The sequence below is a fragment of the Nocardiopsis sp. EMB25 genome (assembly GCF_026797795.1).
Classification (GTDB): Bacteria; Actinomycetota; Actinomycetes; order Streptosporangiales; family Streptosporangiaceae; genus Nocardiopsis; species Nocardiopsis lucentensis.
In genome coordinates, this window is sequence record NZ_JAMTDN010000001.1 from 5,944,854 (window position 1) to 5,967,389 (window position 22,536).

General features: G+C 75.4%; 22 protein-coding genes. 14 read left to right on the forward strand and 8 right to left on the reverse strand.

Translation table 11 applies throughout. The annotated features are described in order from the left end of the window. Both KIK06_RS26450 and KIK06_RS26455 read right to left on the reverse strand, forming a co-directional pair. Positions 1 to 1,176, reverse strand: coding sequence for an MFS transporter (locus KIK06_RS26450; protein ID WP_268645546.1), 1,176 nt, complete (start codon positions 1,174 to 1,176; stop codon positions 1 to 3). After that, positions 1,125 to 1,643, reverse strand: coding sequence for a hypothetical protein (locus tag KIK06_RS26455; protein WP_268645547.1), 519 nt, complete (start codon positions 1,641 to 1,643; stop codon positions 1,125 to 1,127). Before KIK06_RS26455 ends, KIK06_RS26450 begins: the two co-directional genes overlap by 52 nt. Before the next feature lie 203 nt (positions 1,644 to 1,846). Here KIK06_RS26455 and KIK06_RS26460 point away from each other — a divergent pair, with 203 nt between their 5' ends. From KIK06_RS26460 to KIK06_RS26520, 13 genes are all read left to right on the forward strand, one after another. After that, positions 1,847 to 2,599, forward strand: coding sequence for a hypothetical protein (locus tag KIK06_RS26460; protein WP_268645548.1), 753 nt, complete (start codon positions 1,847 to 1,849; stop codon positions 2,597 to 2,599). A gap of 82 nt (positions 2,600 to 2,681) precedes the next feature. Further along, positions 2,682 to 2,987 carry a hypothetical protein gene (locus KIK06_RS26465; protein WP_268645549.1) on the forward strand — a complete coding sequence of 102 codons (306 nt, stop codon included), beginning with the start codon at positions 2,682 to 2,684 and terminating at the stop codon, positions 2,985 to 2,987. A 9-nt stretch (positions 2,988 to 2,996) separates the two neighbouring features. Then, positions 2,997 to 3,383: a VOC family protein gene (locus KIK06_RS26470; protein ID WP_017601042.1), complete on the forward strand. Its 387-nt coding sequence runs from the start codon at positions 2,997 to 2,999 to the stop codon at positions 3,381 to 3,383. 131 nt (positions 3,384 to 3,514) lie between these two features. Beyond that, entirely contained in the window at positions 3,515 to 3,763 is a 249-nt protein-coding gene (locus KIK06_RS26475) for a lipopolysaccharide assembly protein LapA domain-containing protein (protein WP_268645550.1), read from the forward strand. 193 nt (positions 3,764 to 3,956) lie between these two features. Next, positions 3,957 to 4,862 (forward strand): helix-turn-helix domain-containing GNAT family N-acetyltransferase, encoded by a 906-nt coding sequence (locus tag KIK06_RS26480; RefSeq protein ID WP_268645551.1) that lies wholly within the window; start codon positions 3,957 to 3,959, stop codon positions 4,860 to 4,862. A 92-nt stretch (positions 4,863 to 4,954) separates the two neighbouring features. Further along, the gene (locus tag KIK06_RS26485; RefSeq protein WP_268645552.1) at positions 4,955 to 5,590 is read left to right on the forward strand and encodes a hypothetical protein; all 636 of its coding nucleotides are present in this window, start codon (positions 4,955 to 4,957) and stop codon (positions 5,588 to 5,590) included. A gap of 247 nt (positions 5,591 to 5,837) precedes the next feature. Then, the gene (locus tag KIK06_RS26490; protein ID WP_268645553.1) at positions 5,838 to 6,452 is read left to right on the forward strand and encodes a sigma-70 family RNA polymerase sigma factor; all 615 of its coding nucleotides are present in this window, start codon (positions 5,838 to 5,840) and stop codon (positions 6,450 to 6,452) included. A gap of 94 nt (positions 6,453 to 6,546) precedes the next feature. After that, positions 6,547 to 7,170, forward strand: a complete 624-nt coding sequence (locus KIK06_RS26495) for an SCO family protein (RefSeq protein ID WP_268645554.1) — start codon at positions 6,547 to 6,549, stop codon at positions 7,168 to 7,170. Next, positions 7,167 to 8,489 (forward strand): Dyp-type peroxidase, encoded by a 1,323-nt coding sequence (locus tag KIK06_RS26500; RefSeq protein WP_442789802.1) that lies wholly within the window; start codon positions 7,167 to 7,169, stop codon positions 8,487 to 8,489. The genes KIK06_RS26495 and KIK06_RS26500 overlap by 4 nt, the downstream gene beginning before the upstream one ends. Before the next feature lie 130 nt (positions 8,490 to 8,619). Continuing rightward, positions 8,620 to 9,165, forward strand: coding sequence for a copper chaperone PCu(A)C (locus tag KIK06_RS26505; RefSeq protein WP_268645555.1), 546 nt, complete (start codon positions 8,620 to 8,622; stop codon positions 9,163 to 9,165). 190 nt (positions 9,166 to 9,355) lie between these two features. Next, positions 9,356 to 10,000 carry an ABC transporter ATP-binding protein gene (locus tag KIK06_RS26510; protein WP_268645556.1) on the forward strand — a complete coding sequence of 215 codons (645 nt, stop codon included), beginning with the start codon at positions 9,356 to 9,358 and terminating at the stop codon, positions 9,998 to 10,000. Continuing rightward, positions 9,997 to 10,857 carry a metal ABC transporter permease gene (locus tag KIK06_RS26515; RefSeq protein WP_268645557.1) on the forward strand — a complete coding sequence of 287 codons (861 nt, stop codon included), beginning with the start codon at positions 9,997 to 9,999 and terminating at the stop codon, positions 10,855 to 10,857. Before KIK06_RS26510 ends, KIK06_RS26515 begins: the two co-directional genes overlap by 4 nt. Beyond that, positions 10,818 to 11,726 carry a metal ABC transporter solute-binding protein, Zn/Mn family gene (locus tag KIK06_RS26520; protein WP_268645558.1) on the forward strand — a complete coding sequence of 303 codons (909 nt, stop codon included), beginning with the start codon at positions 10,818 to 10,820 and terminating at the stop codon, positions 11,724 to 11,726. The genes KIK06_RS26515 and KIK06_RS26520 overlap by 40 nt, the downstream gene beginning before the upstream one ends. A 90-nt stretch (positions 11,727 to 11,816) precedes the next feature. On the opposite strand, the gene KIK06_RS26525 is transcribed toward KIK06_RS26520, so the two are convergent. Further along, positions 11,817 to 13,436: a class I adenylate-forming enzyme family protein gene (locus tag KIK06_RS26525; RefSeq protein ID WP_268645559.1), complete on the reverse strand. Its 1,620-nt coding sequence runs from the start codon at positions 13,434 to 13,436 to the stop codon at positions 11,817 to 11,819. After that, a complete protein-coding gene (locus KIK06_RS26530) occupies positions 13,433 to 15,049 on the reverse strand; it encodes a CoA transferase (RefSeq protein ID WP_268645560.1) in 1,617 nt (538 codons plus the stop codon). Before KIK06_RS26530 ends, KIK06_RS26525 begins: the two co-directional genes overlap by 4 nt. Before the next feature lie 147 nt (positions 15,050 to 15,196). On the opposite strand from KIK06_RS26530, the gene KIK06_RS26535 reads away from it, so the two are divergent. Beyond that, positions 15,197 to 16,363, forward strand: coding sequence for an acyl-CoA dehydrogenase family protein (locus KIK06_RS26535; RefSeq protein ID WP_268645561.1), 1,167 nt, complete (start codon positions 15,197 to 15,199; stop codon positions 16,361 to 16,363). A gap of 463 nt (positions 16,364 to 16,826) precedes the next feature. On the opposite strand, the gene KIK06_RS26540 is transcribed toward KIK06_RS26535, so the two are convergent. The 4 genes from KIK06_RS26540 to KIK06_RS26555 all read right to left on the reverse strand — a co-directional run bounded on the left by KIK06_RS26540 (position 16,827) and on the right by KIK06_RS26555 (position 22,335). Continuing rightward, the gene (locus tag KIK06_RS26540; protein WP_268645562.1) at positions 16,827 to 18,245 is read right to left on the reverse strand and encodes a hypothetical protein; all 1,419 of its coding nucleotides are present in this window, start codon (positions 18,243 to 18,245) and stop codon (positions 16,827 to 16,829) included. Between the two features lie 81 nt (positions 18,246 to 18,326). Continuing rightward, the gene (locus tag KIK06_RS26545; RefSeq protein ID WP_268645563.1) at positions 18,327 to 19,529 is read right to left on the reverse strand and encodes an MFS transporter; all 1,203 of its coding nucleotides are present in this window, start codon (positions 19,527 to 19,529) and stop codon (positions 18,327 to 18,329) included. Between the two features lie 16 nt (positions 19,530 to 19,545). Continuing rightward, positions 19,546 to 21,009, reverse strand: coding sequence for a PepSY-associated TM helix domain-containing protein (locus KIK06_RS26550; protein ID WP_268645564.1), 1,464 nt, complete (start codon positions 21,007 to 21,009; stop codon positions 19,546 to 19,548). 57 nt (positions 21,010 to 21,066) lie between these two features. After that, positions 21,067 to 22,335 carry an MFS transporter gene (locus tag KIK06_RS26555; RefSeq protein ID WP_268645565.1) on the reverse strand — a complete coding sequence of 423 codons (1,269 nt, stop codon included), beginning with the start codon at positions 22,333 to 22,335 and terminating at the stop codon, positions 21,067 to 21,069. Positions 22,336 to 22,536: the final 201 nt, after the last annotated feature.

A 22,536-nucleotide genomic window follows, 5' to 3' on the forward strand; every position in this document is an offset into this window, starting at 1 on the left:
TTACCTGGCGACGACGGCGGCGGCGAACAGGACGGTGGCCGAGACCAGCAGCGCTCCCGGAGCGCCGACCGACCCGGCCACCCCCGCGGCGGCCGCGGGGATGGCGACCTGACCGAGCCGGTTCCCCCAGATACGCAGGGCCAGCGCCGATCCGCGCGCCCCCGGCGGGGCGGTCGTGGCGACCTCCGCCATGGTCAGGGGCTGGCCCAGGCCGAGCAGGAAACCGCCGGCCGTCAGCACCGCCCCGAGCAGCACCGGACCGCCCCCGGGCACGGCCACCAGCGCCATCGACACCCCGGCCACCGCCGTGCTCGCCACGATCAGGTTCCCGCGCGACCAGCGCCCCAGCAGCCAGGGCAGGCACAGGCGCGAGACCAGGGAGGCCCCGGCGCGCAGGCTCAGCAGCACGCCCACGTACATGGGCGAGATGCCCCGGCTCTCGGCGATCAGCGGCAGGTAGGCCGTGAGGATGTCCACCGCGGAGAGCAGGGACAGGCTGGCCAGGAGCGCCGCGGTCATCCGGCGTCCCCGCAGGATCTGGCGCGTCCCGACGGCCGGGGCGCGATCCTGGTCGGCGTGCGCCGGGGAACGCAGCGACAGCAGGGGGAGGATCCCCACGGCTCCCAGCACCGCCATGGCGCAGGCGACCCACAGCGCGGTCGAGGTGGCCGGGAGGAGGCCCGGCCCGGAGGCGTCGGCGAGGACTGCTCCGGAGATCAGCGGACCGGCGAGCTGGCCCAGGGAGGCGGCGGCGGTGTACCAGCCGAAGTCGCGGTCCATGTGTTCCGGGGGTGAGAACCGGGCGACCAGCCCCTGCCCGGCGATCATGCACAGCAGGTGGCCCGCACCGACCACGGTGCTGGCGAGGGCGAGGGTGACCAGCCCGGTCGCGGCGGCCAGGAACAGGCTTCCCGCCGCCAGGACCACCGCGCCCAGACCCACGATCCAGGCCGTCCGCCGCGCGCGGTCGGTCGCCCGGCCCAGCGGGACGGCCATGAGGAGCGGGAGGAGCGCGTAGGCCGCGGTGACCAGCCCGACCGCGACGGCGTCCCCGCCCACGGCGATGGTCCGGTAGGAGATCAGCGGCCGGGCCAGGTTGAGGGCGGTGTGCGCGAACACCACGCTCACCAGGAGGAACCACAGCCAGCGCCGCCCCGTTGGCCCCGCTTCCCCCATGACACGCTCCCTCCGCCGTCCCCGCCCGCCGGGGACGGCAGAGGATCATCCCATGTCGTCACGGCGCCTCTTCGAGGCACCCCTTCCTTGCCGGGGCGAGACCCGGCGACCTCCTCGGGAGGCTCCGGCGCCACGGAGTGCCCCGCCCCCGCCACGGTCTCCTCCCGTCCCCCGGACGCGGCGGCGATGTCGCGGCCCGAGACCGGTTGCGGGTAGGCGTGGTTCTCCGCCCCGGCGACGGCCGGCACGGGCACCGGGCGGTCGGCGAGCTCCTCGTGGACACGGGTGCGGTGGATGACCTGGTGGGCGCAGTCCCCGATCGACGGCCCCAGCGCGACTGTCCTCTCCCGCCGGCGCTCGACCACCGGTCCGCCCGCGGCGAGCGTGGCGTCACCGAACACGATGTGCATCAGTGTGTCCACCCGCGGCGCTCCGCCGTGCTCTCCGAGCGCGGCCACGGTGCGCACCGGGTCGGGATGCCGGGCTGCCAGGCGGGGGGCACGAAACCGCCCATGGAGTCGCCCACCTCGCCGTGTGCCCGGGACGGTTTCCAGCGGCACGAGTCGCGCACCTGTGCCGGGACGAACCCGTCGTCGTACGGTGGAGGTAATCCGTCTGTGCCCGGGCCGCGCGGGCGCCCGGGCCGGTTCTCGGACTGGAGGTGGGCGTGATGTCCACGCACACGCGCGGCTGGTTCTGCGCGGCCGCCATGGCCGCCGCCCCTGTGCTCTTGCTGGCACTGCTCCTGTACCACCCCGTCCTGGCGGGGGTGACCGTGACCCCGGAGGCCGTGACGGGAGCTCTGGAAGCCGATCCGGCGCGGTGGGCCGCGGTACACATGCTGGCGGTCGGGCTCTTGGCCCTGTTCGTCCTGGCCTTCCAGGGGCTGCGCGGCCTTCTGCGGGACGCGGGCGAGCAGCGGTGGAGTTCACTGGCGTTCCCGCTGGTCGTCGTGGCCAACGTCGGCATCGCCGCGCTGGCCGGAATGCAGGTGGCCGTCGCGGCGGCGATCCCGACGGGCGCGGGAACCCTGGCACTGGTGCGGGCTGTGCAGCCGTGGTACCTGACACTGGCGGTGGTCGCCGCCGTCGCCTTCCTGCTCGGTGCGCTGGCGTTCGCGGCGGGCGTCGTCCGAGCCGGGTTCATGGGTCGGACGACGACGGCGGTGGTGGCGGTCGCCCTGGTCGTGGCGGGTCTGGCCGCGGTGACTCCGATCTTCGCCGCCTCTTACGTGCTCGTTGTCGCCGCGTTCGTGGCGTTCTGGCCGCTGGCCTGGACGACCGTGCGGACCGAAGCGACGGCGCAGGCCGGACCGGAGCCAGGGGAGTCGGAGAAGCCCATCGCACCCCGACCCCGCGCCGCCGAGAGACACAAGGGAACACTCCGGAGCCTTGGGCGGCGCGGCTCGCACGCACAGCACTGACGCGGGGCCACGTGGCCGACGGTGTCCGCCACAGGACGACGGGGGGTCGGCGCACATGAGGCACCCCGGCCCCGGGTCTGGCGTGGGAATCACTTCCGACGGCGAGAAATCCCCGGTGGCCGTGTCGTCGGGCAAGGGTGACCTCGCTCAGGTCACCCGGACCGCCGACACCAACGAGCGCCCAGGTGTGACCGCGCTGATCACCGCCTGCGAGGCCAGCCAACGCCCCGGCGCGGAGGGGGCCGTCCTCCTGCACACCGTCCAGGACGTCTACCTCGACCGGAGTATCACCCTGCCGAGGACGTCATGGGCGGCGGACGATGGCCGGAGGTTAAAGGCTGGGCAAACGCGCTGGTGGAGCAGGAGGGGAAACGGGTGCGCGGCGTAGGTTGGGCGCATGATCAGCAGGATGCACTCGACCACCGTCCTCGTCGGCGACCAGGAGGAAGCGCTGCGCTTCTACGTCGGCGTGCTCGGCTGGGAGAAGCGCGAGGACAACACCATGGGTCCGATGCGGTGGCTGACCGTGGCGCCGCGCGGGGCGGAGACCGCGCTGGTGCTGGGGCAGCCGGAGGTCTACGGCCAGGAGCCGCCCGGGGCCGCGACGCAGCTGTGCGGCATCTCCCTCCTCACCGACGACGTCGACGCCGACTACGAGGCGCTGACGGCCAAGGGCGTGAACGTCAAGCAGCCGCCCGAGACGATGCCGTGGGGCGACCGGGCGACCTGGTTCACCGACCCCTTCGGCAACGAGTTCTTCCTCGTCCAGAGGGCTGACGGGTAGGCGCGCGGATGACGACCGCGCCCACCTGTCGAGTTCGGGCCGAGACTTGACCCTCTGATGCCCGGGAGGGGCGGGCCGGCCGGGCAGGTCCCAGGGGACGGCTCCGTGCCGTCGGACGAGGGGAGGGCGTGATGACCGCTGAGGGGCCTCCGGAACGGAGGAACGTGCTCGGACGGATCCCCGTCCGGGTCTGGGTGGCCCTGGTCATCCTGATCGGCGTCGTCGTCTTCGTGGCGCAGAACCGGCAGTCGACCGAGATCCACTTCCTCATGGTCTCCGTGGCCGCGCCCCTGTGGGCCACCCTGACGGGCGCCGTCGTGGCCGGTCTGCTGCTCGGTCTGCTCCTGATGCCGTCGATCCGCCGGAGGCGGCGGCGCTGAGGCCCGGGCCGCCTCCCGACCCCGCCGTCGGCGGTCAGCGGCGCGCCCGGCCGACGCCGATCACCACGACGGGGTACTCCTCCATGACGCGCTCCTCTTTATCGGCTGGCATCCATGGGGGAACTGCATAGATCGATGTCGATGAAAGAAACATCGATGATGGTCGATATAGATCATCGTTGATAATGGGGACATGACCACCACGACACCGGCGCGGGCGGCCGCCGAGCCCCTGCGCTCCGAGGACGCCGAGACCTACGCCTCCTGGTTCGCCTGCCTGGCCGAGCCCGCGCGCGTGCGCCTGCTGCACGCCGTGGCCGCCGCGCCCGCCCCGATCAGCGTCGGCGCGCTGGCCGACGCGGTGGGTCTGCGTCAGCCCACCGTCTCCCACCACCTGCGCAAGCTCGCCGACGTGGGATTCGTGACCCTGGCCAAGGTCGGCACGTCCACGCACGTGGCGGTCAACCCGGCCTGCTGCACCGGTCTGCCGCACGCCGCCGACGCCGTGATGGGCCTGTTGTCCTCCCGACCCTGTTGCCCCACCGACCTGCCCGAGGACGTGACCGTCCGGGCGATGGCTGCCGGCGACGTCGACGACGTGCTGCGGATCTACGCGGAGGGCATCGCCACCGGGCACGCCACCTTCGAGACCGAGGTGCCCGACGCGCGCGACCTGGACGCCCGGTGGCTGCCCGGCCACCGCTGGGTCGCCGAGTCCGACGGGCGCGTCGTCGGATGGGCGGCGGCCTCGCCGGTCTCCGACCGGAAGGCGTACTCCGGGGTCGCGGAGACCTCCGTCTACGTGGCCGAGAGGGCGCGCGGGCGCGGGGTCGGCAAGGCGCTGATCCACCGCCAGGTCACCGAGGCCGACGCGGGCGGGCTCTGGACGCTTCAGTCCTCGATCTTCCCGGAGAACAAGACGGGTCTGGCCCTGCACCACTCGGCGGGCTTCCGCACGCTGGGAGTGCGTGAGCGGATCGCCCGCCACCACGGGGTGTGGCGCGACACCGTGCTGCTGGAGCGGCGCCGACCCGACGAGGAGCTGGACGCGGCGCGTTCGTCCGCGTGCGCCTGCGCTCCCGCCGACACGGAGGGCTGAGGGCTGGCGGCGAGGGTTCCCGACCTCGGTCACCTAGCCCACGGGTGACCCGGTCCGGGCGCGTCCGGAGGGGGTGAGACGATGGGACGGAGATGTCCGAGAGCCAGCCGTGCCGCCCGTTGCGCGCCGGGGTGTTCACCCTGGTGTGCGCGAGCCTGTCCGCGCACGGGCACGCACTGAGCTCCGGGCACGACGTCCCCCTCGCCGGTCTCCTGCTCGGCGTGGTCGTGGTCATGGCCATGGCCTGGGCCGCCGCCAAACGCCGCCACGGCCCGTTGGTCCTGGCCGGTTGGATGCTGTGGGGCCAGTTCGCCCTGCACCTGGCGTTCAGCTACACCCAGCTCTGGGGCGGCGGTCACGGCACGCACCTGGCCGCTGCCGACAACCCCTCCCTCGCGGCCGACGCCGCGGCCTACTCGGCCAACGTCGCGGAGGCCGCGTCGGGCGGGTCGCTGTCGACGTGGCAGATGCTCGCCATGCACGTGATGGCGGCCCTGCTCAGCGCGTGGTGGCTGCATCGCGGGGAGAACTCCCTCTTCGCCTTCCTGCGCTTCATGGCGCTCACCCTCTTCCCGCTCCTGATCGCCCTCGGGCGGGTGCGGGTCCTCCCCGAGCCCGCGATCGGCCGGGGACCGTGGAACGACGAGGGACGTTCCCAACCCCTCCTTCCCTACCTCCGGTACGCCCGGATCCTGCGGGGGCCTCCCCCGGCTCCGCGCACCGCCTGAGCGTCCGGCGCCCCCGACCACAGCACACGGCCTCCGTCCGCGCTGCCACCCGGCACCGCGCGGAGCGTCGTGCGCCGTGCCCCGCGTCCCCGACGCGGTCGCTCCCGAGGCTCCGGCCGTGCGCCGCCACGCACCGGTGGTCCGCCACCGCAACGCCAGAGCCATCCCCCGCGCCCGCGGTCGCCGCGGCGGACGGCCCCGCCGTCCGCCGGTCCGCCGACCGCGCGTGGTGACCGAAGGAGCACCCGTGACCGCGTTCGTCGAGACCCGACCCCCCCTACCCTTGGAAGGACACGTGTCCTCCCGGCCCGCCCCGTCCCCGGACGGGCGCACGGAGCGGGAGGAGCTGACCCTCCTGGCCCTGCGGGCCAAGGAGGGCGGCATGGAGGAGATGAACTCCCTCTTCTCGTTGACCCGTGACCACGTCGCGCGTTTCATCGCGCGCCGCGTGGACCCCTCCTGGGTCGACGATCTGACCCAGGAGACCTTCTCCCGGGCCATGCACGGTCTGGCCCGCTACGAGGGCCGGGCTCCGGTGCGTTCGTGGCTGCTGTCCGTGGCCCGGCACACCGTCGCCGACCGCTACCGCTCGCACAGCCGCGTCCCGCGCCACGAGTCCACGGACGACTGGTCGCGGGTCGGGCCGGGGGCCGCCCCCGGGCGGTTCGACGAGTACCTGGCCCTCCTCGACCTGTTGAGGGCGCTGCCCGAGGATCGCCGGAGGGCCTTCGTCCTCACGCAGATCGAGGGGGTCCCCTACGCCGAGGCGGCCCGGAGCATCGGCGTGCCCATCGGCACGGTCCGGTCCCGGGTGGCACGCGGGCGCCGCGACCTGCTGCGCCTGCTGCGCGAGGCCACCTGACCCCGACGCCCCGGGGCGCGCCGGCGTGCGCGCCCCGGACCGGACCGACGACCCCGCGCGGGACCCGCGCGCGGCCCCACCACCAAGGAGACAGATGACACCCCGGCCCCTCCGGCCCGCACACTGGCGGGCCACCGCGGCGGCGGCCCTCCTCGCCCTCACCACCGCCTGCTCCACGGGAGCCTCCGTGTCGGACGCCGAGTACTACCTCGACCTGTCCGACGAACCGATGCCCGCCTCCACCGCGGAGCTGACCACGGTCGACGGCGATCCCTGGACCTTCGCCGACGTCGCCGACGACCGCCTCACCCTGCTCTTCTTCGGCTACACCAGCTGCCCCGACGTGTGCCCGATGACCATGGCCGACATCAACCTGGCCCTGGACGAGGCGGGCGACACCGCACAGGACTTCGACGTCGTCATGGTCTCGACCGATCCCGCCCGGGACACCGACGAGCAGCTGCGCTCCTGGCTGGACCGCTTCGACCCGGAGTTCCAGGGCGTGCGCGGCGACATCGCCACCACGGTCGAGGCCGCCGCCGACTACGGCATCGCCATCGAGGCGCCCGAGGAGACCGACGGCGGGTACCTGGTCACCCACGGCGGGCGGATCGTCGTCCTGCTGCCCGACGGACGGGCGGCGGGCATGTTCGACGAGGGCACCGAGTCCGCCCGGATCGCCGAGCTCCTGCCGGCGCTCAGGGACGACCTGCTGTGAGTGAGACCGCGCGCGAGCCAGGGAACGACGCCCGGAGCGGGGGCTCGCCGGAGCCCGGGAACGAGGTCCGGGGCGGGGGTCGCCGCGTCTCCCGGCGCGGTCTGCTGTCCGCCGCGGGCGCGGCGGGGCTCACCGGGCTCGGCGCGGGTGCCGTGGGCGGGTACGCCTCCGCCGCCGCGCTCGGAGCCGGTACGGACGAGGGGTCCGCGCTCGCCTCCGTGCGTGCGCGGAGCGGCCCCGAGGCGGGGCGGCCTCCGGCTCTGCGCGTCCCCACGCCCGCGCACGTCCAGGTGCTCGCCGTGGACGTGCGGGGAGAGGAGGCGGCGGACGTGCGCGCGTCCGCCCGGGAGGTGTTGGACGTCTGGCACGGGGAGGCGGCCGCCCTGCACGAGCGGGGGCTGGCCGCGGTCGACGAGGGCGCGCCCTCCGAGGGACTGCGCCCCGCCTCCCTGGGCGTCACCGTCGGCCTGGGCGGGTCGCTTCTGGACCGGGCGGGACTGGCCGACCGGCGCCCTCCCCACCTGGAGGACCTGCCGGAGTTCGGAGCCGACGACCTCGAACCCGCCTGGTGCGGCGGTGACCTGATGCTGCACGTGGGTGCGGAGGACCCGGTGGTGGTCAGCTCGGCCGTCGAGTACCTGCTGCGCCGCGCCGGGGACCGGGTCCGTGTGCGCTGGGCCCTGCCCGGGTTCCAGCGCTCACCGGTGACCGCCGAGGACCACACCGCCACTCCGCGCAACCTCATGGGCAGCGTCGACGGCACGGTCAACCCGGAACCGACCGAGCCCCTGTTCGACTCCCAGGTCCTGGCCGCGCACCCCGAGGGGGCGCTGGCGTGGATGGACGGCGGCTCCTACGTCGTGGTGCGGCGCATCCGGATGCTGCTCGACGACTGGTTCGCACTGGAGACCGGCGAACGGGAGGCGGTGATCGGCCGCCGCCTGTCGGACGGCGCACCGCTGGGCGGCGAGGGCGAGGACGACCGACCCGACCTGGCCGCCCGTGACGACGACGGGGAACCGGTCATCCCGCGCCGCGCGCACGTCCGGCTCGCCAGCCCGGAGAGCACCCTGGGCGCGCGGATGCTGCGCAGGGGGTTCAACTTCGACCTGGGGTGGGACACCGGGGGGCGCCGACAGGCGGGCCTGCTCTTCACCGCCTGGCAGGCCGATCCGAGGTCGGGCTTCACGGCCGTGCAGACCAGCCTCGACGAGGGCGCGGACGCGCTGAACGAGTTCATCCGGCACGAGGGGAGCGCCGTGTTCGCGGTTCCGCCCGTGCCCGAGAGCGGATCCGGTCTGGCCGGAACGCTGTTGTAGGGCCGACGACCGGTCGGGAACCGGGGCGGGGGCTTCGACGACTCCGTATCCGAGCGTCGGAGAGCACCGGCTCCTGGCCGACACCGCACACGAGGGGGAACGAGGACGTATGTCGAGTGAAGGGGCCGACGTGAGACGTCGCCTGCCGGGTGCCGTCGCCGCGGCGACGGCCGCTCTCCTGGCCGTCACGGCCTGCGGGGGGACGGAGGAGCCCGCCGCGTCGGAGGCCGCGGTCGGCAGCCACGAGACCGAACGGGGCACCGCCGGTGCGGGGGACCTGCGGATCTCCGGCGCCTGGATGCCCGAACCCGCCAACCCGGAGGTGGGCGCGGTCTACCTGCGCGTGGAGAACGGCGCCGAGGCCGACGACGCGATCACGGAGGTGGCCGCCGACGCCTCCGACGACGCGGGCCTGTACACCACCGAGACCACCGACTCCGGCGCCTCGATGATGCGCGCCGTCGAGGAGATCCCCGTCCCCGGCGGCGGCGCGACGGAGCTGATGGCCGGTGGCTACCACGTGATGGTGGGCGACCTGCCCGAACCGCTCGAGGTCGGGGACGAGGTCACCCTCACCCTGACCTTCGCCAGTGAACACGAGGTGGAGGTCGCCGTCCCCGTCCAGCCGATGACCGCCGGGGACGGCGGGGAGGACGCTCACGAGGGACATCACTGAGCCGGGGCGTGTTCCGCGGAACACGCCCCGAGCACCGCCCGCCCGGGGCGCCCGTGTGTCCGGCTCCGCCGTCCGCGCGGCCGGGCGCTGGTATCCGCACCGATCCCGTGATGTCAGGATTCGGGAACTCCGCGCGGTGTCCCGACGACTCCTGTCGGGAAGGAACCGTCCAGCGGAAGGCGGGTGCGGTGTGCCACCACCGGGAGCCAGTATCCGGATCGAGTCGCTGACCTGCGACCACGGGTCGGTCAGGGCCGTGCGCGAGGTCGATCTCGACATCCGGGCGGGGAGCCGGGTCGCCCTGGTCGGCACGAACGGCTCGGGCAAGTCCACCCTGGTCCGCGCGGTCCTCGGACTGCACCGCCCCACCTGCGGCACCGTCGCCGTCGACGGACACGTCGCCCGCACCTCCCGGGACTGGGCACGGCGCAGACGCGAGTGCGCGTGGATCCCGCAGCGCCAGTCGGCCGGGTCCTTCCCCCTCCTCGTCCGCGAACTCCTCGACGGAGGCGGACACGGCACGGAGTCCGCCCGCACCGCCGCCGCCGACCTCGGCGTCGGCCACCTCCTGGACCGGCCGGTCGCCACCCTCTCCGGCGGGCAGCTCCAGCGCGTGCACCTGGCGCGCGTGATCGGTCGCGTCGGCGCCGGCGCCGGCGTGGTCCTGGCCGACGAGCCGACCGCCGCCCTCGACTTCGACGCCCGACGCGACGCGGCCCGCCATCTGCTCTCCCTGGGCGTCACCACCCTGGTCGTCACCCACGATCCCGACCTGGCGGCCGACTGCGACCGGAGGCTGGAGATGGCGGCGGGCCGACTCCGGGAGGTCGCGTGATCGACGCGGACACCCTGGCCGCCCTCCTGGTCATGCCCGCCGTCCAACGCGCCGCCCTGGGCCTGTTCCTGGGCGCGGTCGGGCTCCCCCTGGTCGGGGTGGTCATCGTCGGGTTGGACATCATGCCGGTCCGCTTCGCGATGATGCACGTCGCCCTGCTGGGGATCGCCGTCGGCCTGCTCACCGGGGCCGATCCGACCCTGTGCGCGCTGGTGGCCTGCGCCTGCGCCGGGGCGGCGGTCAGCCCCCTGGCCGACCGGCCGGGCGGGCTCTCCGGCGGCATGGGTCTGCTGATGAGCCTGGCCATGGCGGCGGCGCTCCTGCTCATCGCGGTCTCCGGAGCCAACGCCGCCAGCGCCTTCGCCCTGCTGTGGGGCTCCATCCTGTCGGTGCGCACCGTCGACCTGGTCATCCTCGGCTGCCTGGCCGTGCTCGTCCCCGGGCTCGTCGTCCTCTTCCGCCGCCAGCTCGCCCTGCTCCTGCACGACCGCGAGCTCGCGCTGGTCAGCGGTGTGCGCGTCCGGTGGTTCACCCTCGTCCTGCTGGTGATCGTCGCCGTCGCCGTGGCCGGGGCGATCCGGCTGACCGGCGCGCTGCTGGTCGACGCGCTCACCATCCTGCCCGCACTGGCCGCGCGCCGACTGGGCTCCTCCCTGACCTCGATCGCGGTCTGGGCCGTGGTGTGCGGCCTGGTCAGCACGATCGTCGGCTTCGCCCTCGCGCTCCTCCTCGACCTTCCCCCCGGACCGGTTCTGGTCCTGACGGCCGGGCTCCTCGCCGTGGTCGCCCACCTCCTCCCCGAAAGGACACGCCGCGCATGGCACCGCACCCCGCACTCCTTCGACCCCTCGCACTGAGTTCCGCCGCGCTGCTGTTCACCGGCTGCGCGGCGGGCGCGGACACGGGCGAGGGCGCGGACGGCTCCGACGGCGCCTCCGCCGAGGGGCCCGCGATCGTGGCCACCACGACCTGGCAGGGGGCGTTCGCGACCGCGGCCGGGGCCGGGGACGTCACGGTGATCGTGCCCGCCGACGTCCAGCACGCTCCCGAGTACGAGCCCGCCCCCTCCGACCTGGCGGCCGTGGCCGAGGCGGACTACGTGCTCTACAGCCCCTTCGAGCCGTTCGCCCAGCAGATCACGGACGCGGCGGGCGGCGACGCGGAGACGGTCGAGGTGGAACTGGACAACTCTCCGGACACCATCGCCGCCGAGGTCACCCGCCTGGGCGAGCTGTTCGGCACCTCCGACGCCGCCGAGGCGTGGCTGTCGACCTTCGACGAGGAGCGCGAGCGGATCGCCGAGGACCTCGCCGGGCGGTGGCCGGACGGGGAGGCGCCGCGCGCCGTCGCGCAGGTCTACGCCACCTGGGCCGCCGAGCTCGCCGGGGCGGAACTGGTCGAGACCTACGGGCCCGAGCAGCTGGGCGCCTCCGACGTGGCCGGTCTGGCCGGCGCCGAGCCCGCGTTCGTGTTCGAGAACACGCACATGTCGGCGGGCCGGGTGCTGCCCGACTCCGACACGCTCCAGATCGGGGTGGTCAACTACCCGGGCGAGGACCTGGACCTGGTCGCGCTGTACGAGACCAACGCGCACACCATCGCCGAGGCGTTCGCGGGCCGCGAGGCCGAGCCCGGAGCCGGGGGCCGCGGTGGTCACGAGGGCCACGGCGACGGTGGTGACCACGGGGACCGTGGAGACCACGGCGGCGGGGACTCCGGGGAGTAGGTCCGGCCGGTCCCGTCGGAGGCGCCCCGCCCCACCGGCGGTGTTCCCCACGGCGGCGCACCCGCCGGCGGGGTCGGCGGATGCGCGCGGTCAGCCGACGAGGGCGCGCAGGGCGTCGCGGTCCACCTTGCCCGCGGCGGTCAGGGGCAGCCGGTCGACCCGCAGGATCCGCTCCGGACACTTGAACGCGTCCAGCCCGCCCTCCCTGAGGTAGGCGGCCAGCGCCGCGACGTCCGGCGGCTCCGTGCCGTCGCGCGGCACCAGGGCCGCGACCAGCCGCTCACCCATGAGGGGGTCCGGGATCCCGAAACAGCAGGCGTCCGCCACGACCGGGTGGGCGCGCACGGCGGCCTCCACCTCGACCGGGCTGATGTTGGCGCCGCCCCGGATCACCACGTCCTTGAGCCGTCCGACCACCCGCAGCAGGCCGCGGTCGTCCAGGACGCCCAGGTCTCCGGTGCGCACCCATCCGTCGGCGGTGCGGTGGTGCTCGTCGCCCCCCTCCCCGCCGATGTGGCACAGCGGGGTCATCGGGCCCAGGGCGACGATCTCGCCGGTCGCGCCCGCGGCCACGTCCCGCCCGTCGGCGTCCACCACGCGGATGGACGCGACTCCGGGGTCGGGTCGTCCCGCCGGACGGCCGGGGCCGGACTCGTCGCACGGGTCGCCGTCCAACCCGGTGTGGCAGTTGACGCCGTCCGCGGACCCGTAGAGGTTGACCACGGGACCGCCGAAGACCTTGCGCGCCCGCCGCGCCGTGTCGGGTTCCAGCGGCGCTCCGCCCAGCACCAGGACCGCGCCGTCTCCGGGGCGGGGGCAGCGGTCCAGGTCGAGCATCATGCGGATCATCGTGGGCACGCCGAGCACGTGGGTCGGCCCGTGCTCGCCGATCGTCGCCAGGGCGCGTTCCGCGTCGAAGTGGTCGTTGAGCAGCAGGGTTCCGCCGTGCCGGGCCAGGACCACCGAGGTGGCGTTGCTGCCGAAGGCCGAGCCGAGCGGGACCAGGAAGTGCGCTCTGAAGGGATCGGTGCCCAGTCGCAGGGAGGCCATGAAGTTGCCGCGACCGCCCGCGAGCGCGTCGTGGGAGTAGGCGACCATCGTGGGCCGGGCCTCCGAACCGGACGAGACCAGGATCCGGGCGGCCGAGGAGGCGTCCACCTCCGGCAGGTCGGACTCCTGCGCCGGGGCTCCGGTCGCTGACGGGAACCGTCCCCGGACGTCCACGCCCACCACCCAGCGCAGGTCGGGCAGTCGGGGGCGCAGCCCCTCGGCGGTCCGCACGGGGGAGCGGCCCCGGTGCTCGGTGGCGGCCACGAGGATCACCGCGCCGGAGCCGCGCAGCAGGGCCTCGACCTCCGAGGCGCCGCGCCCCACCGGGAAGGGCAGCGCCACGGCGCCGACCGCCGCGACCGCCAGTTCGGTGGCCACCGCGGCCGCCTGGCCGGGAAGCTGGACGGCCACGACCTCGCCGGGTCGGACGCCGAGGTCCATCAGGGCCCCGGCCACGCACAGGACCTCGCGGCGCAGGGCCGCGTACGTCACCCGTCCGTGGTCGTCCACGACGGCGTCCCGGTCGGGGTGGGCCAGGGCGATGTTGCGGAACAGCCGGTAGACGCCCGTGCCGAGGTAGTGGCCCTCGTCCCGCCACCGTGCGCGCAGGCGCGCGGGGACCAGGTCGGGGAAGGGGGAGCCCGGGGTGCGGGGCGTCATGAGATCCTCCACGGGGAATCGACCGTCAGGAGTCCGTCGGCGGCGCGGGAGAGCAGCGGGCCCAGACGCGGGTCGTGTTCGAGGCCGGGCAGGTCGGTGGTGACCGCGTGGCCGTCCACGTCGGGGGCCTCGGCGCGGGGGCGGCCGCGCAGCAGGTCGGCCGCCGCGCGCAGGGAGCTCTCCACGGCCACCGCCGAACCCAGGCGCTCGCGGGTCAGCAGGGCGGCGGTGACGGCCTGGGCCCCGAGGAAGCCGCCCAGGACGTCGAGCACGGTCATCAGGGAGGCGACCGTCGTCCGCCCGGGGGCCGCGGCCGGGGCGGTGAGCCCCTCGTGCGCCTGGACCATGAAGTCCGTCCCCGGGGGCAGCCCGTCGGCGGGTCCGCCCCAGCCGGAGGTGTAGGCGTACACCAGGCGCGGGTTGGCGCGGGCCAGCGCGGTGGCGTCCAGACCGAGCCGCTCGGCGTTGCCGGGGGCCCAGTTGTGCAGGAAGACGTCGGCGTCGCGTGTGAGGTCACGCAGGTCGCGGCGGCCCCGGTCGCTCTTGATGTCCACCTCCACGGCGTCCTTGCCCCGGTTGAGCGCCGACCACCGCGCGGAGAGCCCACCGCACGTCGGCGGCATACCGCGCAGGGGGTCGCCGCCGGGCGGCTCGACCCGCACGACCGTCGCGCCGAGCGACCGGAGCAGGTGGGCGGCCAGCGGTGCCTGGATACGACGGCCCGCCTCCAGGACGCGAAGACCGGTGAGGGGGAGGACGCAGGAGTCCGCCCCGGGCGCGGGGCCGGAGGGGCGCGCGGGAGGGGCGGCGGGCACGGGACGCAGCGTCCAGGGCGGTCGCCTCCCGCTCGTCCCCGGTGGGCGCCGGGCCGCGTCCGTGAGCCGGACGAGACCGACCCCGCTGCGCTCGGCGGTGGCGCGGACGTCCGCCCAGGAGCACGAGGCCGCGGCCGACCGCAGTTCCCCGGGGAGCGGGGCGCGGGCCGTCGCGTAGCGGAACTGGAAGGGGGTCCAGCCCGCGCTGATCGCGCGCCTGGGGGCGTCCAGTCCGGTCCAGAAACGGCCCCAGAGTTCGGGGACGAGGGCCTCGATCTCGAAGTCCACGCCGTCCGCGCTGGTGAACGTGGCGGTGCCCGGGGCCGGGGAGACGGCCTCGCCCTCGTCGGCGGCCGCGGCGGCCAGGTACTGGGAGACGGTGAGCAGGGCACACGCCTCCGCGCTGGTGTGGGCGGTCGCGCGACGGCCGGAGCGCAGGCGCAGGAGCTCGGCGGCCAGGAGGCCCGTGACGTGGGCGGTGGCGGCGACCGTGCCGACGTAGGCGAGGGGCAGGGGCTCGGGAGCGCCGTGCCGGCGGCCGTGGACGGCCATGAGTCCGGTGCGGGCCTGGAGGTCGCTCTCGCCGTCGGTGTGCGCGGGCCAGTCCAGGACGGCGCCGGAGCCGTGGGGGAGCCGGAGGCGGGAGGCGGCGGGAACGCCGGCGTCCGGGGCGTCCGGCACGTCGGCGCCGAGGGAACGGAGTTGGCGCGCGGTGTGGCGGTACGGATCGCCGCCTCCGTCGCAGGCCGGTCGTGTTCCCGCCAGGGGCGGGGGGAGGAGGGGAACAGTGGAGGTCATGGGTGTGCCTCGCGAATTCTGTCCGAAGGAGGTGGTGTGGGGGAGGTGCGGGGGAACTCGTCGATCGTCCGCTTCGACCTTTCTGTCGCACAAGCAGTCGCCGTCCGGGGACGGATGGTTCCCGTGCGGCGGGGAGAGGAGGAGGCGGTGGCGGTGCGAACGGATGCTCCGGACGAGGGGCGGACACTGGTCGGGCGGGTGCGCGACTTCGTGGTGCGTGAGGTCGAACCCTGGGAGGACGTCCTGGACGGGGGCGGTGACCGGGCACGGGCGCGCCGTGCGGAGCTGCGGGAGGGCGCGGCGCGGGAGGGGCTGTGGGCACTGCCGTTGCCCCGGGAACTCGGTGGAGGAGGCCTGGGGCTGGCCGGGTACGCGCCCGTGGCCGAGGCCGAGGGGCGCAGCGACCACGGGCCGTCCGTCCTCGGGTCGGCGGCGCTGCTGGACGTGCGGACCCTCGACGCGTACGCGGCGCCCGCCCTGCGCGAGCGCTACCTGGAGGGGTTGGTCTCGGGGCGGCTGCGGGCGTGCTTCGCGATGACCGAACCGGGGGCGCGCGGGTCGGATCCGGCCGCGATCGCGACCACCGCGAGTCCGGCTCCGCGAGGTTTCCGGGTGCGCGGGGCGAAGTGGTTCGTGACCGGGGCCCGCGAGGCGGACCTGGTCGTCGTGGTGGCGCGCACGGGACCGCCCGGCCCGCGCGGTCGTGACGGGCTGACCGTACTGGCGGTGCCCGCCGACGCGCCCGGTGTGCGCGTGGTGCGGGAGTTGCCGGTGTGGGGTGTGGGCGGGCAGTACGAGATCGCCTTCGACGACGTACCCGTCGACGCCGACCACGTGCTGGGCGGGGTCGGCGAGGGGCTGCGCGTGGCGGGAGCCCGGGTGGGGCTCGGTCGGGCCCTGCGGAGCCTGCGGTGGCTCGGGCAGGCCGAGCGCGCGTTCGAGCTGCTGCTCGACCGCGCTCGCGACACCGAGCGGGGCAGTCCCGCGCTGGGGGAGTACCAGCTGGTGCAGGGGCTGGTGTTCGAGTCGCACCTGGCCCTGGCCTCCGCGCGGTCCCTGGTGCGGTCGGCCGTGGCGGCGGTGGCGGACCCCGGGAACGATCCGGGGCGCACGGCGGTCGCCACGGCGAAGGTGGCGGCCGCGCGGGCGCTGTCGACCGTGGCCGACGCCGCCGCGCAGGTGTACGGGGCGGAGGGGCTGGGGCCGGACACGGCACTGCCTCGTCTGCAGCGGGTGGCGCGCCAGGCGCGGGTGTTGGACGGGCCGGACGAGCTGCACGTGTCGGCGGTGGCCCGGCGCCTGCTACGGGGCTGAGGGGGCGGACGGGCTCAGCGGTACGTGTTGGGGAGGGCGGCTTCCGTTGGGGCACAACGCACGCGATGCGACGTGCGGGTGGGTCGTGCCGCGTACGCCGGAAGGGTCGGATACGCCGCTTGGGTGCCCACCGTAGGGCTGACACGGGAGGTGAGCGCGTGTCGAGGGGTGGCCGCCCGGACTCCTGAGCGGCGGGGCGGGCGCTGTGAGGTTGGGCTTGATGCCCCAGGTGGCGGCTGCGGCGTGCGGTCGACGTGAGGTCTGCGAGTCAGACGAGGTCCGCGGATGCGGTATCCGTCGCCGACGCCCGGGCTCGCGGTGTTCGGAGTGGTGTCGAAGGTGGCGGGTGTGTTCGGTGGGGAGCACGGCGTGCGGTGGGTCTGTCGTGCTATGCGCGTCCCGCATGGCGGCCGTGGCACGGGGCCGTCGCGGGGCCGGAAGACGCTCATGGACATCCTCACGGTCAGACGAGGTCCGCGGGGACGGTGCCCAGCACCATCGCCGCCGCCAGCGCGAGGAAGAAGTTCCCCCACACGGACTCGATCCCGGTGACCAGCCCGTCGGCGGTCTCGTAGGACCCCCGGCCGAGGCCGTGCGTGCCCAGGTGGTCGCGCTCCAACGCCCCCACGATCGCGTGCGCCCGCGCCCGTGCGGCCGCGGCCCGGGGCCCGGCCCCCGTGTCCGTGCCCCGGACGGCCGCGACGTGCGGTGCGGGGGCCGGTGCCGGGACACCCGTGGCCCGGCGGGTACGGGCCGAGGAGGTCGTACCCGGTTCCCAGACAGGGGCGGCGCCGAACACGGGGCCGTCGGTCGGAGCGCCCGCATCACGCTCGGTTCCGTTGTGGCGCGCGGAGTCCGGGTCCGGGGCCGCGGCCGTGTCGTCGGTCGGGGTGTCCGTACTCCCGGCCCGGGGCGTCGTTCCGTGGAGGTCGGGAAGGGACCGCCGCTGGACGGAGGCGTCCGCGTGGACGGGCGGCGCGGCCTCCAGCGCATGCGCCAACCGCAGCAGCGCGGCCGCCTCGATCGCCGCCGCCCCCGTGTCCACCGGGCCCTCGGCGTCCTCGGTGTCGGCCGGGGGCACCAGCGGCGCGCCCGCGTCCAGCACCGCCCCCATCTCCGGGTCGTCGGGCGGCACGAGCCCCAGCCGCACCGCGTCCGCGAACGCCGTCAGCAACCAGGCCCTCCCCCGTGACCAGAACCGCGTCGGCGCCGTGCCGCGGACCACCCGGTCCCGGCCCAACCGCCGCACGGGCACCACCGCCGACCCGTCCCAGCACAGCCGCAGATGCCGGACCAGGTGCTCCGCCCCGGCCGCCACGACCGACTCCGACACCCCCGGCGCCGCACACATCAACGGCGCCACACCAGGCGCACCGTCCACACGGACCAGGTCGCCCGGGCCCCCGAAGGCGTCACCCCACGGGACCACCCCGGCCTCGCGGGCGAACCGCCCGCCCAAGGACCGCGCGGCCCGGCCCGCCGCCTCCTCCAACGGGTCCAAGCCGCCCGGAACGGCGAACCGCGAGAGCGCGAGCGGGTACCAGAACACCAGTCCGCGCGTGGCCGTGTCCGCCTCGGCCCACACCGCCAGCCCCTCACTCGCCCCCCGGGCGGCCGCCACGTGTGCCGACCCGGGACGCTCCAGGGCCCGCAGCCACAGCAGCCCCGCCCAGAGCCCCCCGGTCCACGACCCGCGCCGACTCGTGACCCACGCGTCGCCGGAGCGGCGAAACAGCGGATACCGGCCGTCCAACCCCGGGTGCAGGCCCTCGACGCCGTCGAGGAGGGTGTCGAGGACGCGTCGCGCCGCCACCGACGTCATGTCGGCGTTCGCGTGTCCGGGTCCGTCCCCGCCGTTCTCCCGCGACCGTTCCCCGGTCACCGCCACCACGCCTCCAGACACGGGGCCGTCAGGCCGCCGCCTGCTCGAATCCCGTCCGGGGCGGCCGCGGCCACCACGTCCTCAGGCTTCACGGCCGCCCTCCCCGCCGCCCCGACGCAGCCACGGGGCCGCCGTCGCGCCCGCCGCGATCAGGGCGACCGCGGGCCAGCCCCACGCGTACGTGTAACCGGCCGCCTCGGCGAGTGCGCCCAGCACCCCGGGACCCACCGCGAACCCCGCGAAGAACCCCGCCGACACCAGCGCCGTGGCCCGCCCCGCCCGGGGCCCGGGCACGGCGGTCATCACCGCGATCATCGACACCGCGTTCGCCGCCACCGCGAGCCCCCCGACGGCGACCGCCGCCGGGTACACCAGCGCCGGAACCCACGCCGCCGCCACCAGCAGCACGGGCCCCAGGACGGCCCCGCCCGCCAGCGGAGCCAGCAGGCCGAACGGTCCCCGGCGGTCGGCCCTCGCCGCCCACAGCACCCGGCCCAGTACCCCGGCCACACCCAGGACCGCCACCACCAGACCCGCCGCCACCGGGGCCAACCCCAGCTCGTCGGCGGCGAACAGCCCCACGTGCGCGTTCATCGACGACACCCCCACGCCCAGGAAGAGCGAGAACACCGCCAGCCGCGCCACCGGGCCGCGCGGCGGCGGCCCGGCGCCCGCGCCCCGTGCGCCACCGCCCGGGGCGTCGGCGGCGAGCGTGAGCAGCGCCCACACCGCGAGCAGCAGCGCGACCGCGGCGGCCACCGCGATCGCGACCCGCCACCCCGACCAGGCCGCGACCAGCGACAGGGGCACCCCCGCCACCAACGCGCCGAGCTGTACCCCGGACTGCTTCCACCCGGTCACGCCGCCCCGCCGTTCGGCGGGCACCGACCGCAGGATCGCCTTGTTGGTCGCCGGGTTGGCGAACGCCTGTGGAAGCCCGGACAGCGCCAACGCCAGGCACAGCGTGACCAGGTCCTGAGCCGCCGCGAGCAGCCCCAGCCCGACCGCCGCCAGCACCAGCAGCCCGACCGTGCACCGCCGCGGCCCCCACCGGTCGGTCAGCCGACCGGCCAGCGGGGACAGCGCGGCGGCCACCGCGAACCCGGCGCCGACCGCGAGTCCCAACTCCGCCGGTCCCGTGCCCAGGTCGGGGCCGAGCCGCGGCGCCAACGCCGCCACCGTGAACAGGGGCAGCATCGACCAGGCCATGACCAGGGTCAGCAGCACGGTCGTGCCGCCCACCCGGTCGGGTGTCCTCGTCTCCTCCAGGCGGTCGGGGGTCATCGGCGCTCCGATACGGTCAGGGGGTATATGAGGTCCCGGTCAGTGTCTCATCCCGCTCGCGGGTCCGCTCCTTCGCGTCCGCCCCGACCGCCGCATCCGCCGCGTCCGCCCCCGCCGGGCCGTTCCTTCGCGCACGCCACCCGAGGACGGCGTCCACGGCCAGGAACACCAGCAGCGACACCCCGACCAGCGGCACCGCCCAGCCGACCGCCGCCAGCACGACCACGGTCACCGCCTTCAGCGGCAGCGGCAGCGCTCGGAAGGCACCGCGCGGGTAGGGACGGCCGACCCCCAGCGCCCGCGACCGCGTGGGCCGCCGCTGCCACCACATCCGGTAGCCCCAGCCGACGACGGCCAGCAGACCCGCGGTCAGCACGGTCAGCACGACCTGGTTGGCCACCCCGAACAGCAGCCCCATGTGGGCGTCGATCCCCCACCGGGTGAACTTGGCCATCAGCGGGTAGTCGGCGAACCGCACCACGTCGGTGACCTCCGCCGTGTCCGGCGCGATCGCCGCGCTGTCCGCCCGCGTCGGCCAGAGCCGGTCGAGCTGCCGGACCACGTAGGGCGAGGCGGGCGTCTCGGGGTAGGCGATCTCGATCGGGCCGTCCAGACCGGCGTCCCGCGCGCTGGCCGACACGGCGTCCACGCCCAGATCCACGCCGGGTGAGGCGGGCGGGGCCTCCGCGGACACCGACGGGGTCGTCCAGGACATCCGTTCCCGCAGGTCGGCGATGTTTCCGCCCGCGTACTGCGACCACGTCATCCCGGTCGCCGACAGGAACAGCAGGCCCACCGTGATCCACAGACCGGTGGCGCCGTGCAGCGAGACCGACCGCGCCCGCCCCCGGGACGTTCCCGAACCGGGCACCAGCGCACGGCGCGCCCCGCCTCGCGACCGCCGCACCCGGGCGATCCACAGCGCGACGCCGCCCAACGCGACCACCCACAGCCAGCTCGCCGCGAGTTCGCTGTACAGGCGTCCGACGTCGCCCAGGTGCAGGTTCCGGTGGAACACCTCGATCCACGTGCGCACGGGCAGCGCCCCGCTGGTGCCGTAGGACTCGGTCACCCCGAGCACGTCACCGTCGTAGGGGTCGACGAACACCGCCGCCCGCTGCCCCGAGCCCAACCCGGGCACGTCGAACAGCACCCGCGTGGCGTCCTCCTCGGTCGTGGGCGGACGCACCGCGTCGAGTTCGGCGTCCGGCAGCTCCTCCCGCGCCACCCGCACCTGTTCGTGGAGCGGCAGGGTCTCCCCGGCGGGTTCGACGCGCAGCAGGTCGGCGTAGGCGGCGTCCTCGATCTGCGGCGTCCACACGTACAGCAGTCCGGTGACCGCCGCGATCAGGACGAACGGGGCGACGAACACCCCAGCGTAGAAGTGCAGCCGCAGGACCAGCGGCCGGAGCGCCGTCCATGCCCCGCGCCGCGTCCGTTCCGCCGCGTCCTCGGGGGGTGTGCCTTCGGCCTGTTCCATGGCGGCGTTCTCCTCGTCGCCGGCGCGTCGCGCCGATGCTGGTGCTGTTCTCCCTGTTCAGGTCGTTCGCGTGGCCTGTCCGGTTCCCGCGCCGAAATGTTTGGCCCCGGGGGCGAGCGCGGCGGCGCCCGGACCGAGGAAGCACAGGGCCGCGCACACGGCGAGCACCGCCTCGGTGCCGAACGCCTGCGTCGCCGGGGCGATCAGCGCCAGACCGACCGGTGCCAGGCCGTAGGAGAAGAGGAAGTCGAGTGAGGAGACCCGGGCGAGCTTGTCCGGCGCGACCTCCCTCTGGGCGGCGGTGAACCACGGCACGTTGAACAGCTCGATCCCGATTCCCGCGAGCACGTAGGCGGCGACCACCGTCCACGGGCTCGCGGGGAACAGCAGGCTCAGCGGCGCGAACCCGTACAGCGCCAGACCGGCCAGCGCCGCCCATCCCTGGGCGGCGGGACGCCAGCGCCCGATGAGCACGGCCCCGGCCAGGGCCCCGGCGGTGTAGGCGGTCATCGCACCCGCCAGCACCGCCTCGGTGCCGAAGGTGTCGCGGCTGACCACCGGCAGGAGGACGCTGGTCGCGGAGTATCCGGCGGCGATGACGGCGGTCAGCGCGCCCAACCCGGCGAGGAACCAGGTGTGCCGCCGGGCCTCGCGCAGCCCGTCGGCGAAGTCGGTGACCGGCGACCACGGCCGCCCCGGGGCCGCCGTGACCGGCCGCACCCGTGCCCCCTTGGGCGGGGCCAGTGCCGCGACCGCCCACGTCGCGGCCGTGACCAGCAGCAGGGCGGTCGTTCCCAGGACCGTCGACAGCAGCGCCGTCAGCGCGGGGGCGACCAGGGTGGTCACCCTGACGGAGATGGTGAGCGCCGCGTTGGCCCGCTGCCGCCGGGGCTCGTCGACCACCTCGGCGGTCAGCGCCTGGAACGCGGGCCGGCACGCGCCCTGACCCGCGCCGACGAACGCCGCCGCGACCGCCGCGAGCGCGATGGCCGAGGTCCCCACGCCGGTGGCGACCACCGGTGTGGCCACCGCGGCGGTGAGCCCCGCCCACAGCACCACCGACCGGCGGGAGAACCGGTCGGCGAGCAGTCCCCCGAGGGGGAGGGCGACGAGGAAACCGGCGGTGCGCGTGGCCAGGGTCAGGCCGAGCCCGAGGGCGGTGAGCGAACCGTCCAGGACGGCCAGGCCGAGGATGAACGGCATCGCCCACGTGGCCAGGCCGGAGGCGGTGTTGCCCGTCCACAACCGGAGGAAGGCCGGGTCCGGCAGCACGCGCGTGCGCGGTGGGGAGGGGCTTGCGATCTGGGTCTCCTGAGGGTGGGCCACGGTCGTTCGACGTCCTTTCCACGTGCGGTCGGTGAGGGAGGGGGCCGTGCGCGGACTCGCCCGGACGGCCGTGCCGGGCACACGGCCGACACCCCGCGCGGTGCCGGTCCCGTGCGGGGTGTCGAGACCGTGGGGGCGCCTTCGTGCCCGGGGCGGCGGTCGTTCCCGAGACCGAATCCCCGCGCGGAGCCGACACCGTCC